This window comes from Nonomuraea sp. CA-143628 (genome assembly GCF_050942315.1).
GTDB lineage: Bacteria > Actinomycetota > Actinomycetes > Streptosporangiales > Streptosporangiaceae > Nonomuraea.
The window spans coordinates 9138072-9154311 of record NZ_CP192072.1 but is presented as its reverse complement, the minus strand read 5'-3'; the positions used below and the strand labels follow the sequence as shown (position 1 = coordinate 9154311).

At 69.9% G+C, this 16240-nt stretch carries 15 protein-coding genes; 8 read left to right on the top strand and 7 right to left on the bottom strand.

Features of this window, described 5'->3' with window-relative positions:
* The first annotated feature begins 40 nt into the window (after positions 1-40).
* The 5 genes from ACQP2T_RS41705 to ACQP2T_RS41685 are packed head-to-tail and all read left to right on the top strand — an operon-like array spanning position 41 to position 4485.
* Positions 41-1225, top strand: a complete 1185-nt coding sequence (locus tag ACQP2T_RS41705; protein ID WP_433510356.1) for an ABC transporter substrate-binding protein — start codon at positions 41-43, stop codon at positions 1223-1225.
* A 19-nt stretch (positions 1226-1244) separates the two neighbouring features.
* Entirely contained in the window at positions 1245-1613 is a 369-nt protein-coding gene (locus tag ACQP2T_RS41700; protein ID WP_433510355.1) for a hypothetical protein, read from the top strand.
* Positions 1614-1617: 4 nt separating this feature from the next.
* Positions 1618-1938 carry an EthD family reductase gene (locus ACQP2T_RS41695; RefSeq protein ID WP_433510354.1) on the top strand — a complete coding sequence of 107 codons (321 nt, stop codon included), beginning with the start codon at positions 1618-1620 and terminating at the stop codon, positions 1936-1938.
* Between the two features lie 16 nt (positions 1939-1954).
* Positions 1955-3448, top strand: coding sequence for a class I adenylate-forming enzyme family protein (locus tag ACQP2T_RS41690; protein WP_433510353.1), 1494 nt, complete (start codon positions 1955-1957; stop codon positions 3446-3448).
* A complete protein-coding gene (locus tag ACQP2T_RS41685; RefSeq protein ID WP_433510352.1) occupies positions 3445-4485 on the top strand; it encodes an MBL fold metallo-hydrolase in 1041 nt (346 codons plus the stop codon). Before ACQP2T_RS41690 ends, ACQP2T_RS41685 begins: the two co-directional genes overlap by 4 nt.
* Positions 4486-4621: 136 nt before the next feature.
* Here the strand turns inward: ACQP2T_RS41685 and ACQP2T_RS41680 are convergent, their stop codons facing one another.
* The 5 genes from ACQP2T_RS41680 to ACQP2T_RS41660 form a co-directional block, all read right to left on the bottom strand.
* Positions 4622-5380, bottom strand: coding sequence for an SDR family NAD(P)-dependent oxidoreductase (locus tag ACQP2T_RS41680; RefSeq protein WP_433510351.1), 759 nt, complete (start codon positions 5378-5380; stop codon positions 4622-4624).
* 40 nt (positions 5381-5420) lie between these two features.
* Positions 5421-6203 carry an SDR family NAD(P)-dependent oxidoreductase gene (locus tag ACQP2T_RS41675; protein ID WP_433510350.1) on the bottom strand — a complete coding sequence of 261 codons (783 nt, stop codon included), beginning with the start codon at positions 6201-6203 and terminating at the stop codon, positions 5421-5423.
* Between the two features lie 5 nt (positions 6204-6208).
* Complete coding sequence (locus ACQP2T_RS41670) at positions 6209-6592, bottom strand: hypothetical protein (protein ID WP_433510349.1); 384 nt, start codon at positions 6590-6592, stop codon at positions 6209-6211.
* Positions 6593-6624: 32 nt separating this feature from the next.
* On the bottom strand, positions 6625-8040 hold the full coding sequence (locus tag ACQP2T_RS41665; RefSeq protein ID WP_433510348.1) for an FAD-dependent oxidoreductase: 1416 nt from the start codon (positions 8038-8040) through the stop codon (positions 6625-6627).
* A gap of 71 nt (positions 8041-8111) precedes the next feature.
* Positions 8112-8699 (bottom strand): TetR/AcrR family transcriptional regulator, encoded by a 588-nt coding sequence (locus tag ACQP2T_RS41660; RefSeq protein ID WP_433510347.1) that lies wholly within the window; start codon positions 8697-8699, stop codon positions 8112-8114.
* A gap of 100 nt (positions 8700-8799) precedes the next feature.
* On the opposite strand from ACQP2T_RS41660, the gene ACQP2T_RS41655 reads away from it, so the two are divergent.
* Entirely contained in the window at positions 8800-9993 is a 1194-nt protein-coding gene (locus ACQP2T_RS41655) for an acyl-CoA dehydrogenase family protein (RefSeq protein ID WP_433510346.1), read from the top strand.
* Positions 9994-10029: 36 nt separating this feature from the next.
* Positions 10030-11064: a phosphotransferase family protein gene (locus ACQP2T_RS41650; RefSeq protein ID WP_433510345.1), complete on the top strand. Its 1035-nt coding sequence runs from the start codon at positions 10030-10032 to the stop codon at positions 11062-11064.
* A gap of 76 nt (positions 11065-11140) precedes the next feature.
* On the opposite strand, the gene ACQP2T_RS41645 is transcribed toward ACQP2T_RS41650, so the two are convergent.
* Both ACQP2T_RS41645 and ACQP2T_RS41640 read right to left on the bottom strand, forming a co-directional pair.
* Positions 11141-13978: a hypothetical protein gene (locus ACQP2T_RS41645; protein WP_433510344.1), complete on the bottom strand. Its 2838-nt coding sequence runs from the start codon at positions 13976-13978 to the stop codon at positions 11141-11143.
* 48 nt (positions 13979-14026) lie between these two features.
* Positions 14027-14710, bottom strand: a complete 684-nt coding sequence (locus tag ACQP2T_RS41640) for a TetR/AcrR family transcriptional regulator (RefSeq protein ID WP_433510343.1) — start codon at positions 14708-14710, stop codon at positions 14027-14029.
* Between the two features lie 156 nt (positions 14711-14866).
* Between ACQP2T_RS41640 and ACQP2T_RS41635 the strand changes: the two genes are divergently transcribed.
* Positions 14867-16090: an oxygenase MpaB family protein gene (locus ACQP2T_RS41635; RefSeq protein WP_433510342.1), complete on the top strand. Its 1224-nt coding sequence runs from the start codon at positions 14867-14869 to the stop codon at positions 16088-16090.
* Positions 16091-16240: the final 150 nt, after the last annotated feature.

Sequence of the window (16240 nt, the reverse complement as noted above, 5' to 3'; positions counted from 1 at the left end):
GTCTCGTAAACTGAACTGAACTCAGTTGTGGGAGAACGTCATGCGCCTCCGTTCCACACACCTTCTCACCACCTGCGTCGCGGCCCTCGTCCTTGCCGTGGGCGCCTGCGGCGGGGGCGGCTCCAGCGCCGCGAGCGACAAAGAGATCAAGATCGGCGCCTGGTATCCCCTTACGGGTGCCGTGGCGGCCTCCGGCGTCCCGCAGCGCGCGGGCGCCGACGCGTACTTCAAGATGATCAACGACAAGGGCGGCGTCAACGGCCGCAAGATCAACTGGATCGTCAAGGACAACGCCTTCGACCCGCAGCAGACCGTGCAGATCGCCCGGGAGCTGATCGGCCAGGAGAAGGTCGTGGCCATCGTCGCCGCCAACGGCACCGCGCAGGGCGAGGCGAGCTTCCCGTTCGTCCTGCAGCAGTCGAAGGTGCCGATCCTCAACGAGCTGGGCGGGGCCGCCACCTGGTACACGCCGCCGCGTCCCGGCCTGTTCGGCACCCAGACCCTCTATGAGGACCAGGCGGCGGCCCTGGCGGCCTGGGCGGCGGAGGACGGCGCCAAGAAGGTGCTGGTGGTGCACAGCGACCCCGCCGCGTTCGTCAACGTGGCCAAGCAGGTGGGGCCCGTCCTGCAGAAGGTCAGCCCGGGCAGCACCGCCGAACTGCTGTCGGTGAAGTTCCAGTCCACCGACTGGAGCCCGACGATCACGCAGGTGAAGGCCAAGAAACCCGACGCGGTGATCGTCATCCTCGCCTCGCCGGAGGCCGCGGCCTTCCTCAAGGAGGCCAAGCTGCAGGGCCTGTCGGTGCCGACGTACGGGTACGCGCCCACCGCCGCGGCCTCCACGCTCACCCTCGCGGGTGACGCCGCCGAGGGCTTCAAGGCGGTCCAACTGGTCAAGGTACCCAGCGACGAGGATCCGGCCGTCAAGGAGTTCCGCGACGCGATGGCCAAGTACGAGCCGAAACAGCCCGCGGACTTCATCGCCCTGTGGGGGTGGACCGCCGCCAAGGTGTTCGTCCAGATCGCGCAGACCGTCCAGGGTCCGGTCACCTCGCAGTCGCTCGTCGCGGCGTACGAGAAGGCGGGCAACATCGACCCCGGTGTCGCGCCCGTCATGAACTTCAGCGCGGCCAACCACCTGGGCACCCGCGCGGTGCAGAAAGTGGTCGTGAAGGGCGGCCAGTTCGTCTCTGAGGGCGACTTCTTCACCCCGCCGGACCGCTGAGACCAGGAAGGATGTACATATGGTGCTGCTTGAGTACATGGCCCGCATGGACGGCCAGAACCCGGAGAAGGCGCTCGAGTACGTGGAGCCGGACTTCCGTTTCCTGCTCGCCCTTCCCGGCGGGCAGGTGAGCGGGCAGTCCAAGGAGGACTTCGCCCGGTACATCACCGGCCGCGAAGCGGTCGAACGCGTGCACAACGTCCTGCGCTCGGCGGTCGACGGGAACGTTGAGATGGTCTACGGGGTGGTCACCGAGTCGGGCAGGCCCACCGGAGCGTTCCACTCCGCCGCCGTGGTGTCGGCCAACGGGCGGATGCTGCGTTACCAGTCGTTCTTCACGACCTCGTTCGAGCTGCTGGACTGGCCGGCGGCGCCCGGATCGGAGTGATGGCATGTACAACCTCGTGCTTCTGGCCGCGCGACCGCCGGAGTGGACCCACGACCGGTTCATCGCCTGGTGGCGGAATGACCACGCGGAGCTCACCCGTCGGCTGCCGGGCCTGCGGGCGTGGCGGCACACCGAGATAGAGGCGGCGCTGGGAAGCCGGTCCGAAGGGTGGGACGGGATGTCGGTGCTGAGCTTCGACAGCCCGGAAGATCTCCGTAAGGCTTTGGACAGCCCCGAGTGGGCGGCGGCGGTCGCCCAGGTCGGCGACATGAGGGGCCGCCGGATCGCGGTGATGGGGACCGAGCTGGAGATGTTCACCAGCTGATTGTGGAAGGGGCCGAATGCGGCAACTGGTGAGTGAGTTCCGGCGTCGGGCCGAGGAGTCGGACTTCGTCGCCGTCATCGACGATTCGGGCGAGCACACGGCGCGGGACCTGCTCGCCCGCGCCACGCGGCTCGCCGAATCCCTGGGCGGCGGCGCCGGGACCGTGCTCCTGCAGGCCGACAACTCCTGGCGGACCGTCGCGGCGACCCTGGCCGTGGGGATGAGCGGGGGCGTGCTGGCGGTGGTCAACCGCCACACGACCGCCGCCGAGTTCGCTGCGGCCTTCGAGGACATCCGGCCCGACGCCATGGTGGCCGAACCGTCCGCTCTCGCGGAGTGGTCCGTGCCCGCGGCCGGGGGCGTCTGGGACGGCTGGGGGGTGTGGTCGGACGGCGGGCCGCGGGACGTCTCGCGGTGGTCCGGTGGCTCGCTGATCGGGCTGACCTCCGGCTCGACGGGGCGGCCCAAGGGAGTGGTCCAGTCCGAGGACGCCCTGCGCTACGCCTGCTCGCGGACCATCGCCGTCAACGGCCTGAGCCAAGGGGACGCGGTCGCGGCGCTCGTGCCGCTGTCCTCGACCGCGGCGTACTGCTTCGGCGTCTTCATGGCTCTGACGCTGGCGGGCCCGCTGGTGCTGTGGAGCAGGTGGGACCCCGCCACGGCGCTGACCCGGATGGCCGCGACGCGGGTGCGGTGGACCATGTGCGTGCCGACCATGGCGCTCCAGCTCGGCGCGACCGCCGCCGGATCGCGGGCGCTCCAGGGCGTGCGTTCGATGACGGTCGGCGGCGGTCCGATGGACGTCGGGGCCCTCGCCCGTGCCGAGGAGTCGCTGGGCACCAGGATCCTGCGGGTGTTCGGGATGTCGGAGTGCCTGGGCCACACCTCGCCGTCGCCGGAGGAGCCGGTGGAGATCCGGCTCGGCCGTGACGGGCGCCCGTTCCCCGGCACGGAGCTGCGGATGGTCGGCCCGGACGGTCGCCAGGTGCCGCGGGGAGAGGTCGGCCGGGCCCAGGTCCGCGGGCCGTCACTGTTCCTCGGGTACGCGCACGAGGGCAGGCCGGAGCCGCCGGCGCTCACCGCGGACGGGTTCTTCCCCACCGGCGATCTCATGATGGCCAACGAGGACGGGACCGTCAGCGTCATGGGCCGGGAGAAGGACGTGATCATCCGGGGCGGACGCAACATCGACGTCACCGAGGTGGAGCGCGCCGTCGCGACCCACCCGGGCATATGGCAAGTCTGCGTGGTGCCGGTCCCCGACGAGATCCTCGGCGAACGGGTGGCCGCGCTGGTGACCCTCACCGACGGAGACGGGATCGGGCTCGAGGAGATCACCCGGCATCTGCGGAGCGTCGGACTTTCCAAGACCAAGTGGCCCGAGCTGGTGTTCGCCGTCGACGCGCTGCCGCAGACCACGGTCGGCAAGATCTCCCGGGCGGGCGCCCGCGACCTCGCCCGTGACCTGCTCGCCCGCCTGCCCAGCCCGGCGGGCAAGGCGGAGGCGTGAGAGCGCCGGCCCGGAGCGGCCAGTGGGCCGAGGCCGGAGCGGAGACGATCCGGCCCGGCGTGCACCGCGTCCCGCTGCCGCTTCCCGGAGACGGTCTGCGCGCCGTCAACGTCTATCTGCTCGAAGAGGACGACGGCATCGTCATGATCGACGGCGGCTGGGCGCTGCCCGAATCCCGTCATGTCCTTGAGCAGGCCATGGCGTCACTGGGGCACGACCTCGGCCGGATCACGAAGATCTTCGTCACCCACATCCATCGCGACCACTACACGCAGGCGGTGGCGTTGCGCCGGCTCCTGGGGTCGCGGGTGTACCTCGGCGCCGGCGAGCGACCCGGCCTGGACACGCTGGGCGAGGTGCGCAGCAACGTGCCGGTCACCTCCCTGGAGGTGCTCCGCCACGGCGGCGCGGGCGACCTCGCCGACCGGCTCTCCCGCCTGGACTACGGCCTCTTCGCCGAAAGCGACTGGGAGGCGCCGGACGGCTGGATCGGCGCGGGCGTCCTCGACCTCGGCCGCAGGAGCCTGCGCGTCATCCCCACCCCCGGCCACACCAGGGGACACGTGGTGTACCTGGACGAGGCGGCGGGCCTGCTGTTCTCCGGTGACCACGTGCTGCCGCACATCACGCCGTCCATCGGCTTCGAGCTCGGCGACCCCGGGTTTCCGCTGGCGGACTATCTCGCCTCGCTGCGGCTGATGACCTGCTTCGCCGACGCGCGGCTGCTGCCCGCGCACGGCCCGGTCACCGGGAGCGCCCACGCGCGCGTCGCCGAACTGCTGACCCACCACGATGTACGACTGGCGCAGGCGCTGCGGGCCCTTGGCGACCGGACGCTGAACGCGTACGCGGTGGCGCGGCAATTGACCTGGACCCGGCGCGAGGTGTCGTTCGCGAGCCTGGACGACTTCAACCAGATGCTCGCGGTCAACGAGACGGTCGCGCACCTCGACGTTCTCGCGGCGCGCGGACAGGTGATCGTCACGGTCGACGGCGGCGTGAGCGAGTACACGCGCGTGGACGGCGACGCGGAGTGATCGACCGCGCCGTCGTACTGTCCTGGGACACAGCGGGCGGTGCGGCCGCTGTGCGGTCCCGGAAGCTCAGCGGGTGGTGCGGCACCGTGCGGTCCCGGGGCTCAGCGGGCGGTGTAGCCGCCGCGCGTCCTGGAGCTCAGCGGGCGGTGTAGCCGCCGTCGACGTACAGCTCGGAGCCGGTGACGAAGCTCGACTCGTCGCAGGCCAGGAAGAGCGCGGCGTTCGCCACCTCGTCGGTACGGCCCAGCCGCCCCATCGGCGTGTTGTCGAGCATCAGGTCGAGCCTGGGCGTACCCCGCCAGAGCTTGCGTGACAGCGGGGTCTCGATGAATCCCGGATGCAGCGAGTTGACCCTGACCCCACGCTGCGCCCAGTGCAGCGCCGCGTTCTTGGTCATCAGCCGGACCGCGCCCTTGGCGGCGTGGTAGGAGAACTGGCCGCCGAATCCGCCGACAGCGCCGAATATCGACGAGACGTTGACGATCGACCCCCCGCCGGAACGCTCGATCACCGGGCCGGCGTGCTTCATCCCGAGCCAGACCCCGCGCTGGGTGACCGCGACGACGGCTTCCCACGTCTCCAGCGTCTCCGTCTCCACGTCCGTCATCTTGGCGATGCCGGCGTTGTTGACCAGCACGGAGATGCCGCCGAGCCGTTCGGCCACCTCGTTCACGACCGCTTCCCAGGCGCCCTCGTCGGTGACGTCGAGGCCGAGGCCGATGGCCCGTCCGCCCGCCTTCGTGAGCTGGTCGGCGGCCTCTTCACAACGTTCGGCGTCCACATCGGTGATCACGACCGTCGCGTCCTCCTCGGCGAACCGCCGGACGACGGCCTCCCCGATCCCGCCGGTCGCGCCGGTCACCAGTGCCACGCGGCCGGACAGTCGAGCTTTCACGGCGATCTCCTCTGTCGATCTCAATGCGAAACTGCGGTCCTCAGACCGTGAACCGGCCGCCGTTGCTGAGCAGCACGGCGCCCACCACGTTCGATGCGGCGGGGGAGGCGAGGTACAGGATGTTGTCCGCCAGCTCCTCGGGTGAGGCGTACCCGATCGGCCCTGAGGCCGCCATCGCCTGCCGGACGGCCGCCGGGGTCCGAGCCGCCATAGGGGTGTCCACGGGACCCGGCGCGACCACGTTGACCCGTACCCCGAAGGCCGCCGCCTCCTTGGCCACCGACTGCGCGAGCGCGTGCACGCCCGCCTTGGACGCGGCGTAGTGGGCGTAGCCCACCAGCGTGTCGAAGGCCGCCGACGACCCCACCATGACGACGGCGCCGCGACCGGCCGGGATCATCGCCCGCACCGCGGCCCGCAGGACATGGAATGACCCGTCGAGATTGATCGCCATGACCCGGCGCCACTGTTCGTCCTCCAGGTGCCGGAACACGTCAAGGGGCTCGCCCGACTGCTGGGCGGCCAGGATCCGCTCCTTGGCGCGTGGATCGTCGACCCCCGCGGTGTTCACGACGACGTCCAGCCGGCCGTGTGCCGCGACGATCCGTTCGACCTGCGCCTCCACATCGGCGGCGACGGTGACGTCCAGGGCGACCGGGCGGCCGGACCTGGTCGTGACGGCCACCGTACGCGCTCCGACCTCGTTGACGTCCGCCACGTAGACCGCGGCGCACCGCTCGCGATCCAGCTGTTGTACGACCGCGGCTCCGATCCCGGACCCGCCTCCGGTGACCAGCGCGACCGCCCCCTCGAACCTGCTCATGCCACTCACTGGTCGCTCATGGGGAAGGCTATTTCCGGCGTACGGCAGATCAGCAGCCGCCGGCACTTACCTGAGGCGGGGTCCACGAGCGCGGTCACGTTGAACGACGCCTCGAACCGTCCGTCTCGCGTCACCGTCCCCAACCCCAGCTCGACGTCGCCGACGGCCGTGGCCCGGACCAGGTGATGGACCAGCGCGTTCTTCTCGCGTTGTTCGAGATAGCCGACCAGGCCCGCACGGTCGCCGCGGAACTCGGCGGTCTGCCCGCCGCCCTTGGAGAACACCACGGACATCTCGAAGTCGTCAGTGATCTTCGTGAGCACGCGTTCTGGCTCGTCGGAGTCCATCGTGGCGAACCACGCGTCGAGCAGGGGGGTGTCGGTGGTCATGGGGCTCCTTCTAAGCGTCTTCCTGAAGTCTTCTAGGCGTCGGCGGCGCTGGTGGCCGCGCCAGCGGCGGCTTGGCCGGTTGTCTCGGTGGCTGCGCCGGTGGCGGTTCTGCCGGTTGTCTCGGTGGCCGTGTCGGCGGCGGTCAGGCCGAAGACGAGAGCCGCGGCGATGCCGCCCGCGTACGCGCGGTTCCACAAACCGCCGACGTCCGACCCCGCCGCGAGCAGCCCGCCGATCGGCTCGCCGTCCTCGCCCAGGACGCGGGCGCGGTCGTCGACGCGCACGCCGTGGAACGGGAACGTGATGGCCGGCACCGCCTCGATGACGTAGTACGGCGGCTCGTCGAGTGGCAGGCGGTCCAGCTCGCGGCCGGGCCGCAGGTCGAGCCCCGCCGAGGCGCGCTGGTTGAAGAGCTCGACGCCGTCGCGGACGGCCTTGCCGTGGTAGCCCCATTCCTCGGGCAGGAAGGCCAGCTCGTCCAGGTCCTGGGCGAGCCCGACGCGACCGCCCCGCCTGCTGGCCAGGGCGAACTTGTCGACGGCGACGGCGCCCTCGACATAGGAGCCGACGATCCAGTCACGGAACACCCGGGCGTCGGCGACGAGCAGGCCGCGGCTTCCGGGCTGCTCCAGCAACGCCATGGTGGTGAGGTGATCGCCCAGCGTCTCGTCCGTGAACCGTTCGTTGTTCAGGTTGAACAGGAGCGCGTGCTCGCTGTAGTACAGCGACAGGTCGACGAAGTCCGCCGGATCGGCGAAGGGGATGCCGCTGGGGATGAGGTGACCGTAGAAGCCGGCGTCCTCGTGACCGGTGGCCGCGCCGGCCTGGGTGGCCAGGCGGTAGCCGCCACCACGGCTGTGTGGATTCGAGCGCAGCTCCATACGGTCGGCTCGCGGGTGCACGTGGGCGGTACGGAGCGCGAGGTCGCCCTGGAACCCGCCGGTCGCGATGAGCGTCGAGCGAGCCCGCACCGTTTTCCGCGTGCCGTCGGCCGACCTCAGCTCCGCCCCGGCCACGACACCGTTCTCCGTCACCAGACGTTCGGTGTCGGTGTCGAGCAGCAGCTCGCCGCCGCCCTGGAGGATGAGCCGGCGGCAGGTGTCGAGGTAGTGGTTGGTGTCGAACCGATGCCCGCGGCCGAAACTGAGAATTCCCTGCTCGTCCCCGGTCTCGACGCCGATGGAGCGGATCCAGGAGACGCCGTCGGCGAACCGGTCCACCAGGGCGCGTTTCAGCGCGGCCTCTCCGCGCGGATTGTGCTGATCCATGATCTCGTGGCTGGGAGCGGTCCACGCGTACCCGGCGAAGCGCGCCGATCCGCCGACGTCGCCGCCGATCTCGGCGATCAACACCGACAGACCGTCGCGCACGGCTCGCGCACCAGCCGTCAGCCCAGCCATGCCGGCGCCGATGATCAGCAGATCGACGGCTTCTGCTTCTGCGCGCACGCGGCTCTCCTCCATCGGTCCCTGCTGCTCAGCGGACTGCCAGGCGTCTCGCGTGCCACAATAGACCAAACTCAATTCAATTCAAGAGCAGGCCCTCCCGCACCGACGAGACGGAGGGCGAACTCGCTGTACTGCCACACGACGGCGTCCTCGCCGTGCTCGCCGTCTTCTCGATACCAGGCCGCCAAGCCCATGCCGAGGTCGAGGATCGCGTACGACGCCAACCGCGCCGAGGCCACGGCGAAAACCCCCTGTCGCGATCCCGCCTGTACGAGATCACGAAACCGGGTCTCGTACTCGGTGCGAAGCTCCAGCACCCGGCCGCGATGCGGTTCGGTGAGACTGCGGATCTCCCGGTTGCCGACGAACGCCTCAAGCCGGTGCCGGGCGTGATAGCGGACGTGGGCCTCGGTCGCCCGCCGCAGGCGCTCGACGGGGTCGGTCGTGGTCGCGACCGCGGCGCGGTTGGCGGCGAGCAGTTCGCGCATCGTCGCCTCCATGATCTGGGCGAGCAACTCCTGCTTGGAGGCGACGTGCTTGTACAGGCTGGGCGCGCGTATCCCCACCGCTTCGCCGATGTCGGCCATCGTGGTGGCCTCGTACCCCTTGTCGGCGAACAACTCCAGCGCCACCGAACGAATGTGCTCGACCCGGTCCACATCGACTCCTCGGCTAACATTGGTTAGCTGCAATGATGGCGCATTGCCACCGCCAGAGGCTACGGTTCGGCTAACGCTCATTAGCCAGATGGGAGACCCCATGGCCGTCGACCTTGCCCCCGAACCAGATGTCGCCGACGTCGCCCGGCGCACCGCGACGTTCATTCGCGAGGCGGTGATTCCGGTCGAGGAGGAGCAACACGGCGTCGCGCGGTCGGAGGAGGTCCGCAGGACGCTGCAGCAGGCCGCGAAGGAGGCCGGTGTCTTCGCCCCGCACGTCGCGCGGGAGTACGGCGGGCTCGGGCTCGACATGCGCGGCCGGGCCGCCGTGTTCGAGGAGGCCGGCTACTCCCTGCTCGGACCGCTCGCGCTGAACATCGCGGCGCCCGACGAGGGAAACATGCACATGCTTGAGGCCATCGCCACCGACGAGCAGAAGGAACGTTACCTGCGGCCACTCGCCGCGGGCGAGGTCCGCTCGTGCTTCGCGATGACCGAGCCCGCCCCGGGCGCGGGCTCGGATCCGAGCGCCCTCACCACGCGTGCCACGCGTACGGCCGACGGATGGCGTATCGACGGCCACAAGTGGTTCATCACCGGCGCTGACGGGGCGGGCTTCGCGATCTGCATGGCCAGGACCTCCGGGCAACCGGGCGAGGCGGGCGGCGCGACGATGTTCCTGGTCGACGGCGACAACCCCGGGATGAAGACGGTCCGGCACATCGACACCCTCGACGAGAGCCTGTACGGAGGCCACGTCGAGCTGGTCTTCGACGGCTGCGTGGTGGGGGAGGACGCGATACTCGGCGAGGTCGACGAGGGCTTCCGCTACGCCCAGGTCAGGCTCGGCCCGGCCCGCATGACGCACTGCATGCGCTGGCTGGGCATCGCGCGACGGGCGCAGGACATCGCGGTGGCGCGGGCCGCGGAGCGCCGGCTGTTCGGGTCGCGGCTGGGCGAGCTCGGCATGGTCCAGCAGATGATCGCCGACAACGAGATCGACATCGCCGCGTCCCGTGGCCTCATCCTGCGGGCGTGCTGGGAGCTCGATCAAGGCCACAGCGCGTCGCAGTCCACCGCCGTCGCCAAGACCTTCTGCGCGGAGGCGATCTGGCGCGTCGTCGATCGTGCCGTGCAGATCTGTGGCGCCCTCGGCATCTCGGGCGACGTTCTGCTGAGCCGCTACCTGCGGGAGGTGCGCCCGTTCAGGATCTATGACGGGTCGTCGGAGACTCACCGCTGGGCCATCGCCAGGCGCGTCCTGCGCCGCCACGACGCGGCGGCGGCGCGATGACCGGCGTGAAGACTGGCGGGACGTGGAGGCGGCGCGATGACGGACACTGACCGGTCCGCGCTCGACGGCCTGGATCTTCCCGCGCTCGAAAGGTTCTTCGCCGAGCGCGTGCCCGGCTTCGCCGGTCGCCTCACCGCCGAGTTGCTCCATGGCGGGCGGTCGAACCTGACGTACCTGCTCGGCGACGGCCGGCACAAGTGGGTGCTGCGCCGTCCGCCGCTGGGCGCGCTCACACCGTCGGCACACGACATGGGCCGCGAGTACCGCGTCGTCGAGGCCCTGGCCGGCAGCCACGTCCCGGTCGCACGCGCGGTCGCCCTGGCCGATGCCGAGGTGCTGGGCGTGCCCTTCTCGGTGGTCGAGCACGTAGAAGGGACCGTGATCCGGACTACGGACGAGTTGCTCACCCTGTCCCAGGGCGATATCGCCCGATGCGCGGACAGCCTGCTCGAGGTGCTGGCCCGCTTGCACGCGGTCGATGCCGAGGCCGTCGGGCTGGGGGCCTTCGGCCGTCCCCACGGCTACCTGGCCAGGCAGGTGCGGCGCTGGCACGACCAGTGGCAACGGGTCCGGACCCGCCCCCTGGCCGACATCGAGCGGCTGCACGCGCGGCTGGCCGAGGCGTGCCCCGAGGAGAGCGGCGGCTCGATCGTCCACGGCGACTATCGCATCGACAACGCCATCCTCTCCCACCAGGACCCCGCCCAGATCAGGGCGGTGGTGGACTGGGAGATGGCCACGCTCGGCGACCCGCTGGCCGACCTGGGACTGCACCTTGTGTACGCGGATCCGGCGTTCGCCCCCGTCATCGGCGGCGCAGCGGCCTCCACCAGCGACCGCCTGCCCCCGCCGGCCGAACTCGCCCAGCGATACGCCACGATCAGTGGCCGCGACCTCGGCCGGCTCGACTTCTATCTCGGTCTCGGCTACTTCAAGATCGCCGTCATCGCGGAAGGGATCCACGCCCGCTTCCAGCGCGGCATGACGCGGGGATCGGGCTTCGAATCCGTCGGCCAGGCGGTCGCGCCGCTGGCCGCCGCCGGTCTGCACGCCCTGGCGAGGCCCGCCTGAAGGCCGCAGTACCGGATGGCGGTCGGCAAGCGCGGGCGCGGCCCCGGCGAAGCGCCGGGGCCGACGCGAGAGGCGGTCAATATCGTTCGGCGAGGTTGGAGTTGATCTCGGTCAGGGCCAGTGTGTTGTCGGTGTAGCGGATCGCGTTCGGCAGGACGGGCAGCGCCAGGGTGGCCGCCGTGAAGCGGTAGGCGTCGGCGACCGTGTGGAGGCCGAGCCGTTCGATGGTGATCGTGCGGATGGCCGTGCCGGCGTTGATCCGGTGAGTGGCCAGGTTGAGCGTGGTGGCCAGCAGTTCGGCCCGCAGCGTGCGCGGCTGCAGAACCGGCAGCGTCAGGACGGCCGTGGCCTCCGCCTGGGACAGCGCCCCGTCCGGGGTGCTGCCGTCGGCCCCGTCGAATCGGGTGTCCGTCGCCTGGACGCGGGCCAGCACCTCAGGGGTACGAAGGTCACCGCGCAGCGCCCAGACCGCGGTGAGCTGCGGGTTCTTGGTGGGAGCCGGTTCGGTGACCTGGGTGGTGGCCTGGGCGGTGGCGGGGGTGAACGCGCAGCCGTTCTGCCCGCCGTACCGCAGGGCGGCCTGGACGGTCAGCGGTCCCGGCGGGGTCAGCAGGCTCGGCCGGGCGGTGACGGTGACGCTTCCCGTGGCGTCCGGGGCGAGGGCGCCCACGGTCCAGGTCAGCGTGGTGGTGCCGTCGGCGTTGCGGGTGACCGTGCCCGGGCGCGGGCCGGAGCCCTTGTCCAGGGCCTGGCTGTAGTACAGGTCGGCGGGCAGCGTCTGGGTCAGCGTGGCGCCGGTCGCCTGGGCGCTGCCGGTGTTGCGGTACGCCAGCGTGTACGTGATCGCCTCCCCGGGCTCGGCCGACGGCGTCGCGGTCTGCGACAGGGTCAGGACCGGGGCGTGGGCGGTGGTCGAAGCGGTGGCGGTGTTGTCCGCCAGGGTCGTCTCGACCTCGGGCTCGCCGGCGGCGTTGCGGCCGGAGATCTTCACGGTGTTGGTGAGCGTGCTGCCGTCCACCGCCGTACAGGGAACCTGGTAGGTGAAGGTTTCGGTGGCGGGCAGGGCGCTGACCGCCCTCGTGATCGGCTCGCCGCTCGGCGGCGTGTCGGTGAGGGTGACCGAGGAGGCCTCGTTGGCGGACTTGTTCGTGCCTCGCACGGTGTAGGTGAGCGTGTCGCCAGCCTGGGCGTCGCTCTTGTCCACGGTCTTGGTCACGGCCAGGTCGATGGAATGGACGCGCTCCAGGTCCGCCGCGCTGAGCTCGTCGATGGCCTGACCGTGCGCGCCCTCGGAGAAGTATCTGCTGCTGGTGAAGTTGAACTGGAGCCGGTCCCAATCGGTGTGGCTGAGCAGCGTGTCGCCGGGGCTGGCGGTGGCGCATTCAGGGCCGTAGACGGGGATGAAGTTGACGTCCTCGGTGGCGTGGTCGGAGTAGGAGCCGTCCTCGCCGGCCCAATGGATGGCCTTGTTCGCCGGGTGGTTGGCGGGCTTGCCGCCCACGCCGTGGACGATCAGCCGCGAGCCGGCCCGAGCGAGCGCGGGCGACCTGATCTCGTCGAGCCCGCCGTTCTCCGTCAGCGTGTCCGTGGCGACCGTGGCCAGGTCCAGCGGGCGCGTGGTGTCGACGTCGGGGAACTGGTACAGGTAGTTCATCACGCTCAGGTAGTTGGGCTTGCAGTTGTGCCGGTCGAGGTCACCGTTGTCGAAGCGGCCGCCGTGCCCCAGGCCGAGCGTGTGGCCCAGCTCGTGCAGGAACGTCGACTCCTCGGCCACCTTCCTGCCCCCGAGGGTGTTGATCAGCGAGGACCCGAGGCCGTCCACCGCCACCACGAAGTCGTTGCTGCCGCGTTCGTCCAGCTCCGCCATTCCCGAGTTGAAGGTGGGCAGCGAGTCGATGAACATCCCGTACCGGAAGTGCAGCCGCTTGAACAGCATGATGTCCTCGCACAACGGGCTGGACCTGTCCCGCGCGGTGCCGAAGTGACCGGTGGCGGTGGGGCCGCACGCCCGCTCCGGGTTGCCGAGCTTGAGGTCGTCGAAGTCGTCCAGGGTGCCGGCGGGATGGTCGTTGAACTCCAGCGTGGCGACGTGCGGTACCGCCTCGTCGGCCAGCAGGTGCAGCCCGATGCCCGTCCTGTGCTGATCGTTGATCACGGGCGCGTTGTTGAAGACACCCTCGACGTCCTGCAGCACACCCGTCTGCGGGGCCTCGCCCTGCATCCAGTCCACCTCGACGTAGACGTCCCTGCGCTCGGCGTCCGCGCCCGGCAGCGTCAGGTCGACCACGTTGTCGTTGTTGAAGTCCCGGCCCCGGTACTCCTCGTAGTCGGTGAACCCGTCCCCGTCGGTGTCCGCGCTGGGGTACGGCGTGATGTCCACGCAGACCTGGACCGAGGGCTTCGGGTCCGGCCCGAAGATCCCGCCGCCGGGCTCGCCGTTGCCCGCCACGCAGCCCGTCGAGGAGGTCAGGTCGCCGGTGACGGTGCCGTGGATGAGGTTCACAGTGAAGCGCGCGTACGGGTCGTCGTGGCGCGGCGAGGCGTCCCCCCAGTCGTCAGGGCTGGTGTCGTCGTGGTCCTTGATCAGGACGCTGATCTTCTGCTCGGTCTTGGTGGTCGGGATCTGCTTGGTCAGCGACCAGTTCGGCGCGACCTGGACCTGGTCGTCCGGCGCTCTGGGCGTGGTGTAGGTGTCGAACCCGTCGAAGGTGATCTCGGCGTAGAAGTCCGGAGCGCTCTCGTCCGCGGCCTCCAGGCCCTCGTTGCGGCACGGGTCCACACAGTTCACCAGGAGCACGCGTAAGGTCAGCGGTTGGAAGGCCGTCTCGGCCGTGGCCGGTGGCGAGGTGACGAACACCCCGGCCAGCGCCACGACCAGCGCGACCGCGTAGCGGATTGCCGGCTTGATCTGCATGCGGCCACTATCAGCGGCCACTGCGTGAGCCGCATGAGTAGACGCTACTCAGACGGATCCGGCCGCTGGTGGCTCGAGCATGGGCACGAGGAATCGCCGGGCCACCGCGGCCAGTTCCTCGTCGTCGTCCAGGTTGATGATGGTGCTGGGGATCGTCAGGAAAGACGTGGAGATCCGCACCATCATCTCGGCCACGAGGTCGACGTCGAGGCCGCTCGACACGTTGCCCGCGCGTTGCTCGCTGCGGAGCTGACCGGCGACGAAATGCCGCACGGTGGCGAGGGTCTGACCCCCGTCGGCCGTCATGGAGGGGACCAGCAGGTCCGGTTCCGTGGCGATGAGTCCGCCGATCAGTGGGTTGCCGCGAATTGCCCGCAATGAGGTTACGAAGCCCAGCACTACCCTGTCGGCGGCGGTGCCGGCTTGTTCTATGTCGATGAGGAACTGGTCGAAATAGCGGCGGAACTCCCGGCGCACCACGTGTTCGATCAGCGTGTCCTTGGTGTCGAACCGGCGGTAGACCGTGATCCGCGACACCTTCGCCAGCCGGGCGACGTCCTCCATGGTAGAGCGCCTGATGCCCATCCGGCAGAACTGCTCGTACGCCGCGTCGAGGATGCGCGCCCGTAGCTCGTCGCTGTCGTCGACGCGCTCGACGGCATCGACATAGGCGCGCTCCAGCAGCGAATCGGAGTCCGACGGCGCCATGAATCCGGACAGCACAGATTCCACGGTCACCTCCTAGGGGAATTCTGCCTCAAACGCGGTCTTGTGATGCTCGTCACACTGTGCTCTGATGATGATACACAGACTCATGACCTGTTTCTCCGTATCAACCATTTCTCGCGTGCCCTGAGCAGAACCCCCCACCTCGAAGGAGTGCGGAGCATGGCAGAGTTGAGCAGGCGCGAAGTACTGATCTCGGGCACCGCCTTGGGGGCGCTCGGCGCGTTAGGGATGGCCTCCCCGGCCCAGGCGGACTCCCTGTTCGGCGACTGGGGCTGGCCGGCCAGTGGTTCGATCGCGGGTTCCGGCAGCGGCGCCGACCCCCGATGGGTGTGGGACGACGTGGCCGACCCGCTCCTCGCCTCCCTGCTCGACCGCGGTGCCATACCCGAGGTCAACCGGCTGCTGTACGACTGGAACCGCAACGACCAGCCCCTGCCCGCGGGGCTGCCGGAGGATCTGCGGGCCTTCATCGAGCAGGCGCGTCAGCTGCCATCGTGGGCCGACCCGGCCAAGCTGGATGCCGCGGGGCGCTTCCACGCGCTCAAGGGCAACTACATCGTCGTCCTCACCATCGTCGGCGCCGGGATGCTGGCCACCGCCATCCCCAAGGAGGCGCGCGCCGTCTATTACTCCGCGGGCGGTGCGGATCTGAAGGATCGGATCGCCAAGACGAACATCCTGGCGTACGCGGTCAGACCCCAGAACGCCTGGGGTGCCGGGGGCACGGCCGTGGTCGAGGCCGTGAAGACCCGGCTGGTGCACGCGGCGGTGCGGCACCTGCTGAAGTCCTCTCCCCACTGGTCCGGCCCCATCCCGATCAGCCAGGAGGACATGCTCGTCACGTGGCACACCCTGGCGACCTACTCCATGCGCGGGATGCGGGAGTGGCAGGTGCGCATCTCCTCCGCCGAGGCCGCGGCGTACCTGCACTCGGTACAGATGCTGGGGCACATGCTCGGCATCAGGGACGAGTTCCTCCCCGCCACCTGGGAATCCTCCTACACCCAGTCGGATCTGGTCCTGCCCAGGAACATGGGGCCGACCTCGGAAGGGGTGGAGCTCAACGCCATACTGCGGGACATGCTCGCGGAGCTGACCAGCCCCGGTGGCCTTGACAAACCTCTCGTCAACGCGTTCTCCAGGTACCTCACCGGCGACCAGGTGGCCGACTGGAACGGCATCCGGCACGAGCCGCTGTGGGACCCGGTGATCAAGACCGCGTGGCCGCTACTGGTGCGGTTCCGGGAGGGTCTGATCGGGCTGCCGCTGGTGCCCGCCGCCGCCTGGCTCATCGACGAGATGGTCAAGAAGTGGACCACGTACTACCTCACCAAGGGGGCGCAAACCAAGATCGTGATTCCGACGGGCAACCGGCCCAGCTGATCACGGTCCGGCTGCTTCGACATTCCTTCGGTACACCATCGGTCCCCGGCGGCAGGCTTGCCGCCGGGGAATTTCTTTTGGCTGATCCCTTGACCTGGACCCCTGCGAGGGGAGAGTTTGGTCGGAATCGGATTTACGAGTCATTTACGA

What these genes read in the sequence shown, in the direction of transcription:
- ACQP2T_RS41675 (WP_433510350.1), bottom strand. Translation starts at nt 6,203, where the DNA reads ATGAGCAGGTTCGAGGGGGCGGTCGCGCTGGTCACCGGAGGCGGGTCC.
- ACQP2T_RS41695 (WP_433510354.1), top strand. Translation starts at nt 1,618, where the DNA reads ATGTACAACCTCGTGCTTCTGGCCGCGCGACCGCCGGAGTGGACCCAC.
- ACQP2T_RS41670 (WP_433510349.1), bottom strand. Translation starts at nt 6,592, where the DNA reads ATGACCACCGACACCCCCCTGCTCGACGCGTGGTTCGCCACGATGGAC.
- ACQP2T_RS41700 (WP_433510355.1), top strand. Translation starts at nt 1,245, where the DNA reads ATGGTGCTGCTTGAGTACATGGCCCGCATGGACGGCCAGAACCCGGAG.
- ACQP2T_RS41635 (WP_433510342.1), top strand. Translation starts at nt 14,867, where the DNA reads ATGGCAGAGTTGAGCAGGCGCGAAGTACTGATCTCGGGCACCGCCTTG.
- ACQP2T_RS41645 (WP_433510344.1), bottom strand. Translation starts at nt 13,978, where the DNA reads ATGCAGATCAAGCCGGCAATCCGCTACGCGGTCGCGCTGGTCGTGGCG.
- ACQP2T_RS41705 (WP_433510356.1), top strand. Translation starts at nt 41, where the DNA reads ATGCGCCTCCGTTCCACACACCTTCTCACCACCTGCGTCGCGGCCCTC.
- ACQP2T_RS41690 (WP_433510353.1), top strand. Translation starts at nt 1,955, where the DNA reads ATGCGGCAACTGGTGAGTGAGTTCCGGCGTCGGGCCGAGGAGTCGGAC.
- ACQP2T_RS41655 (WP_433510346.1), top strand. Translation starts at nt 8,800, where the DNA reads ATGGCCGTCGACCTTGCCCCCGAACCAGATGTCGCCGACGTCGCCCGG.
- ACQP2T_RS41650 (WP_433510345.1), top strand. Translation starts at nt 10,030, where the DNA reads ATGACGGACACTGACCGGTCCGCGCTCGACGGCCTGGATCTTCCCGCG.